General features: G+C 49.7%; 4 protein-coding genes and 1 pseudogene. 3 read left to right on the top strand and 2 right to left on the bottom strand.

Going from position 1 to position 6376, the window contains the following annotated elements; all coding sequences use genetic code 11:
• Positions 1-822: 822 nt before the first annotated feature.
• Positions 823-2274, bottom strand: a pseudogene (gene cysS, locus Q0236_RS08470) (cysteine--tRNA ligase); the annotation flags it as partial.
• Positions 2261-3658 carry a murein biosynthesis integral membrane protein MurJ gene (murJ, locus tag Q0236_RS08465; protein WP_297916879.1) on the bottom strand — a complete coding sequence of 466 codons (1398 nt, stop codon included), beginning with the start codon at positions 3656-3658 and terminating at the stop codon, positions 2261-2263. The gene murJ and the pseudogene cysS, both read right to left, overlap by 14 nt.
• 80 nt (positions 3659-3738) lie before the next feature.
• Between murJ and Q0236_RS08460 the strand changes: the two genes are divergently transcribed.
• From Q0236_RS08460 to Q0236_RS08450, 3 genes are all read left to right on the top strand, one after another.
• A complete protein-coding gene (locus tag Q0236_RS08460; protein ID WP_297916877.1) occupies positions 3739-4842 on the top strand; it encodes an ABC transporter permease in 1104 nt (367 codons plus the stop codon).
• A complete protein-coding gene (locus Q0236_RS08455; RefSeq protein ID WP_297916875.1) occupies positions 4839-5609 on the top strand; it encodes an ABC transporter ATP-binding protein in 771 nt (256 codons plus the stop codon). The genes Q0236_RS08460 and Q0236_RS08455 overlap by 4 nt, the downstream gene beginning before the upstream one ends.
• A 186-nt stretch (positions 5610-5795) precedes the next feature.
• On the top strand, positions 5796-6376 hold a 581-nt coding region (locus Q0236_RS08450; RefSeq protein ID WP_297916873.1), incomplete at its 3' end, for a CbrC family protein.

Below are 6376 nucleotides of genomic sequence, written 5' to 3'. Positions count from 1 at the left end.
CGCTTTAAAATGACTTTTGCGCATCGCAGAGCGGGTTTTTACATTGCCATTTTTAAAGCGTAAAGCGCCTTAAAAGCGAGCTAGTTTTTATTTATTACGATTTCTCGGCACTTTTTGTACGCCATTTAAGCGGTAAATGCTTTGAGTACTATAAAGCGCTACAAAGTGCCGTTCTTTATACATCGTGTGTATCGCGACTTCACATCGCCGCGCCGCATTGCGCTTTTGCGCCGCCGCACCGCCGAATGAAAATCGCAGCCTGTCTTGTGGCTTTGCCGCTACATCAGCCGTATCGACAAATGAAATCGCGACTTTCATCGCTGCGTGCACCCGCGTACAATATCGCTATAAAAATCGCGCCAAAATTTGCACGTCACCACAGCATGTTCCACTGCACCTAGTCGCGTTAAAATTTACGCATAGGCTGCCGCAGTGCTACCGCTGTACCGCGCTATATCGCGCCGCCGTATCAGCTGCGCCGACGAATTTAAAATTGCGTCCGCCTTGCGCCTCTGTCGCTGCGTCGTGTTGCACATCGCATTGCTCCTGCGCCGTATCACTGAACAAAACCGTGCCGCCGTATTGCAATGCTTCAGATAAAAATCGCACTGAAATTTACGTATATTAGCGTTCGGATTTACACCCTGCATGGCAAAAATCATAAAATTTAACGTAAAATTTTGCGATAAATTTTGCGTTCTACTCCGCTGCGACCTCCCAAGCCGTGCCGCTAGGCGTATCCATCACTTCGATCTTCATATCCGTAAGGCGCGCCCTGATGGCATCTGCGCTCGCAAAGTCCTTTTCCGCCTTTGCCTGCGCACGCTGTTTTATCAGCTCCTCGATCTGCGCTCTTTGCTGCTCGCTCACGCCGAAGCGAAAGTATTCGGTCTCATCCTCATATAAAATTCCGAGCGTCTGCTTTGCAAATTCTAAATTTGCGGCGATCTGAGCCTTTAGCGCCTTGTCTTTTGGCGCTCGATCGAGCGCTTCATTCGCGCTTGCTACGAAACTATCAAGCACTGCAAGCGCGCCTGAGGTGTTGAGATCATCGCTTAAAAACTCCATCATCTCCGATCTAAATTTAGCCTCCGCAGTAGGCAGCTCGGGCGCTGAATTTTTAAGCTTGGATTTTGGCGCCGCGTTTGAGCTTAAATTTTGAGATCCGTTCAAAGCTAAATTTTGCCCCGCATCTCCGCAGGTCTGCGCAGAGCTTGCGGATGAAATTTGCGCGGTATGTTCAGATACGCATGTCGCGGAATTTTGCCCCGCAGCGGGAGTTAAAACGTCACGGACGCGCTTTTTAAGGCGGTAAATTTTATCGAGCCTCTTTTTGCTCGCAAGCAGATCGGTCACCGAATAATTAAAATTTGCCCTGTAATGCGAGCTTAAAAGATAAAATCTCAGCGCCTCGCCTGGGGCGATTTTTAGGGCGTCTCCTACAAAAAAGGAGTTGCCGAGGCTCTTGCTCATCTTTTCGTTGTTTACCTGCACGAAGCCGTTGTGAAGCCAGTATTTGCTTAGCGCTCTATGACTGGCGCAGCGGCACTGCGCGGCTTCGTTTTCGTGATGCGGGAAGAGCAGATCGGCGCCGCCTGCGTGAATGTCGATGCAAAATTTCGGATCGCCGCTATCAAGGTGCGCTAAAATCATCGCGACGCACTCGCTGTGCCAGCCCGGGCGCCCTTTGCCAAACGGGCTATCAAACCAATTCTCGTCAAATTTCCACAGCACGAAGTCCTTCTCGTCGTGCTTGGCATCGTTTGAGGCGACGCGGGCGATGTTTTTGCCGGCGCCCTCTTTTTTGCCGCTAAGGCTTAGATAATCCCCGTCCTTGCGCGTGTCGAAGTAGATGCCGTCACCCGCGATCTCGTAGGCAAAGCCTTTTTGAAGAAGCGAGGATATGAGCTCGCAGATCGCGGCGATATTTTCGGTCGCCTTGGGCGAAATGCTCGCATCCGCGACGTTTAGCGCGCTCATATCCTGCAAATATCTGCGGGTGTAAAGCTCCGTGATCTCCTCTAGGCTCTTACCGGTTTCCGCCATCTTTTTTAAAATTTTATCGTCGATGTCGGTGAAATTTCGCGCAAATTTAACCTCATAGCCCTCCGCTTGCAGCACGCGGCGCAGTAGATCGAAGCTGACGGCGCTTTTTGCGTGCCCCAAATGCGCGTCGTCATAGACGGTCGGGCCGCAGGCGTAAATGCGCGCCAACCCCTCGCTAATGGGCTCAAACGAGAGCTTCTTTTTGCTCAAACTATCATAAATTACCATAATACAAGCCTTTTAAAATGTATAAAATCGCCGCTTCGCCCGCACAAAGCGCCGCGATCGCAATAATTTTTTTTGCGCGGATTATAGCCAAAAAGTTATTAAATCCAAAAAAATAGAGATTAAAGCCGAGCAGAAACGCCCCCGTTATCGTGCTTGCAAACGCAAGCCCCACCGCTCCGAACGGTTTAAAAAACAGCGCGCACAAAGCGACGTTTATAAAGACGCACCAGATCGAAATTTTCGCGCTTAGCTTCTGCTTCATATTTGCATATAGCCAGTGCGAAAAAATCCTAGATAGCCCGAACGGCACGAGCCCCACCATATACGCGCCGAGAACTGCGGCGCATTCGATGGAATTTTGGCGGGTAAATTCTCCGCGCTCAAATAGCAGCTGCGTGATCTCGTTTCGCAGCATCACGCCGCCTATCGCAGAGAGCCCGAGCAGCGCCAAAAGGAAGTAAAACCCGCGCTCGACGAGCGCCAGAGCCTGCGCGTCGTCGTGAGCTTTTACGAATTTGCTCATGCGCGGAAAGATCGCCGTGCTAAGCGCAATCGCAAAAAGCGCGAGCGGCAGCTGAAATATGCGGTTGGCGTAGTAGAGATAGCTGATACTGCCGCTAGCAAGGAAGCTCGCAAAAAAGGTATCTATAAACGAGCTTAGCTGAAGCGCCGACGCACCGAGCACGCCTGCGAAAAAATTTTTATAAAAGCCCTGCGTCTGCGGCTTATCACCCTGCGCGAGCCGCGCAAAGCCGCCGGCTAAAACGCGCAGCATACCGGTAAATTTCAGCGCATAAACATGCACCGCAAGCTGTAAAAGTCCGCCCGCTACGACGCCGAAGCTAAGATAGAGCACCGCCGTGGCGCCGTCTTTGTCGCGAGCCAGTAGAAGCGCCGCGATCATCGCTAAATTTAAAAGCGCGGTCGAAAACGCCGTCGTAGCGAAGTGGTCGCGGTACTGAAGCAGCGAGGCAAAGAGCGTAACGACGAAGATAAATGTAAGGTAGAAAAAATTTATCCGCACGTACGGCACGGCAAGCTCGATCTGCTCGGCGCTAAATCCGTATGCCAAAACTTTAGTAAAAACGGGTGCGGCGAGCAGCACGAGCGCCGTTAAAAGCGCGATAAAAATGCTAAATTTAATAAGCACCGCTGCGGCGAAAATTCCTTTTTTACGCGCGGCGGTAAAACTAGGCAAAAACGCCTGCGTAAAGGCTCCCTCGCCGAATAGTCTGCGGAAAAGATTGGGTAGTTTAAACGCTACGAAAAACAGATCGCTGTAAATTCCCGCGCCCAAAACCGATGCGGTAAGCAGGTCGCGCACGAAACCCAAAACTCGCGAAACCAGCGTGCCTGCGCTATTTGTGAAAAAGCCTCTGAGCATAAATCTCCATTAAATTTTATAAAATGCCAAGGTTGATTATATTATAATTTCCCCTATTTTTTGATTTTGGAGAGAAATTTTTGCGGAATTTAGCCTTTTCGCTCGAAAGCTCGGGCGGGAAAAACACCTTATCGCTACGCGGGCAGTGGAACTACAAAAGCTCGCGCTCCCAGCTAATTGCACTAAAAAAAGCGGTAAAAAATCTAAACGAGCTGGAGCTAAGCTTAAGCGAAATTTCAAATTTAGACTATTTCATGGCGCTGATGATCAAAAACGCCCTTGCCGGCAAGCGGGTTAGCCTTGTGGAGGATAGCTGCAAAGCTGCCAAAATTCTAAGCTTTATGGATGATAAAACGATCGATTTTAGCTACGTGCCCGAATCTCGTAGGCTAAATTTTTTAGCGCAGATCGGACTTTATTGTCATCTTGGAATTCTAGGCTTGCTAAGCCTTGCAAGCTTTTTGGGCGAGTTTTTCTCCAAACTTACGGCTTTTGTAATTCATCCGATGAAATTCCGCTTCAAAGAAACCGTAAATTTCATCAAAGATAGCGGCATAGACGCGCTTTTCATAGTCTCATTGACAGCGTTTTTGATCGGTATCGTGCTTGCTTACATAGGCTCTGATATGCTTTCTAAATTTGGTGCCAGCATCTACATCATCGATATAATGGGTGCTTTGACGCTGCGCGAGGTGGCGCCTCTAATCGCCGCTATCGTTATCGCAGGTCGCTCGGCTTCGAGCTTTACGGCACAGATCGGCGTGATGAAGATCACAGAAGAGATCGATGCGATGAGGACGATGGGCTTTGATCCGTTTTATTTTCTTGCGATGCCGCGCATTATCGCGATGGTACTAATCATGCCGCTAGTCATTTTTATCGCAGATTCGGTAAGTATTTTTGCTCAGATGATAGTGTGTGACGCGTATTTAGACATAGCCTTTAGCGATTATTTGGATAGATTTAAGGCTTCTGTAGAGCTTAGGCATTTTTTAGTGGGTATGATTAAAGCGCCGTTTTTCGGGGCATTTATCGCTATCATCGGCTGCATGCGGGGTTTTGAGGTCAAAGGAAATACACAAAGCATAGGCGAATACACCACGATCAGCGTCGTAAATGCGATATTTTGGGTTATTGCGATCGATGCGGTCTTTGCGGTTCTGTTTTCGGAGATCGGGCTATGAGCGAGCAAGTGCAATCCGGCGAAAGCGCTAAAATTATAGTCGCGCGCGATGTTACTACAGCGTACGGATCGCGCGTTATGCATGATTGCGTGAGCTTTAGCGTTAAAAGGGGCGAAATTTACGGCTTCCTAGGCGGAAGCGGCAGCGGCAAAACGACGTTAATGAAAACGCTCATATTTTTAAAGCGCCCGCAAAGCGGCGAGATTAAAATTTTCGGGCGCGATATTTGGCGCGCAAGCGAAGCAGAGCAAAACGAGATCCGCCTAAAATGCGGCGTGATGTTTCAGTTCGGCGCGCTTTACAGCTCGATGAGCGTGCTTGAAAACGTAGGCGTGCTGCTGCGCGAATACTCTAAATTTAGCGAGCGCGAGATAGATGAGCTATCGATGTTTTGGATCCAGAAGGTGGGGCTTAAGAAGGAGGCCGCCGCGCTTAGCCCAAACGAGCTTAGCGGCGGTATGAAAAAGCGCGTAGCACTGGCTCGCGCGCTCGCTCTCAGCCCTGAAATTTTATTTTTGGACGAGCCGAACTCGGGGCTTGATCCGCTCAGCGCCAGAGCCCTTGATAGGCTTGTTTGCGAGCTTAGAGACAGCCTCGGCGTCACGGTCGTGATGGTGACGCACGACGTGGACAGTATCTTTGACATTTTGGATCGGTTTTTGATCGTGGATAATCAAAAAATTGCCTTTGAAGGAAGCATTGAGGAGATTTCAAACCTGGAGAATAATCCGCTAGAAGAGCTATTTAAGATGCGACAAAGGGATTGAGCTTTGAAATTTATCTAGCCGAAATATAGCTCGCGACGGGTAAAATTTTGAATGGATCAAATTTTGACGGTTGAAATTTAGCGGGCAAATTTTAAAATTTAGGAGCTAAAATGGATAAGCTTAGGCAAAAGTATATCGCGCTTCAAAAGGCGTTTTGGGACACGGATGGGCGGCGCGGCGAGCATTTTGACGCTATATGAGCTAAAAGACGAGCTGGAAAAATGTGATGAAAAAGAGGCGAAGCTCGTACTGGTGGATGTTTACGAACTACTGGGGCTTAAAAAGAGCGCTTGCGAATTGCTCGGCGAAATTTGCAATCCGAAGGACAGAAAGCAGCTTAAAAAGCTCGGCTATCTGAAGCAGTACGGCGCAGACGGCGACGCAGGCGCGATAAAGCGCCCTAAAACCGCTAGCGAGACGGCGCGCCAAAGTAAAAAGCTAAAAAGCCTGCCTCATTTTCGCTACCACCCCGACCCCTTCAAAACGGAGGTGTTTAAAGAGGATGTGAGCGTGGTTTGCGAGTGCTGCGAGCAAGCGACGGACGTGTATTATTGCGGTAGCGTTTACTGCACGGCGAACGTGAAATATCTCTGCCCGCACTGCATCGCTAGCGGCGCAGCTGCGGCGAAATTTGACGCCGGCTTCATCCAGGACGCCGACCCTCTGCCGCCTAGCACTTCGGATGCGCAGAGCAAAACCGAGGAGTTGTTTCAAAGGACGCCGGGGTATTTTAGCTGGCAGGGGGCGCATTGGCTCACGTGTTGCGA

The sequence above is a fragment of the uncultured Campylobacter sp. genome (assembly GCF_938031315.1).
GTDB lineage: Bacteria > Campylobacterota > Campylobacteria > Campylobacterales > Campylobacteraceae > Campylobacter_B.
Note: the sequence above shows the minus strand (reverse complement) of the source record. Positions and strands in the feature narration are given on the sequence as shown.

What these genes read in the sequence shown, in the direction of transcription:
- murJ (WP_297916879.1), bottom strand. Translation starts at nt 3,658, where the DNA reads ATGCTCAGAGGCTTTTTCACAAATAGCGCAGGCACGCTGGTTTCGCGA.
- Q0236_RS08455 (WP_297916875.1), top strand. Translation starts at nt 4,839, where the DNA reads ATGAGCGAGCAAGTGCAATCCGGCGAAAGCGCTAAAATTATAGTCGCG.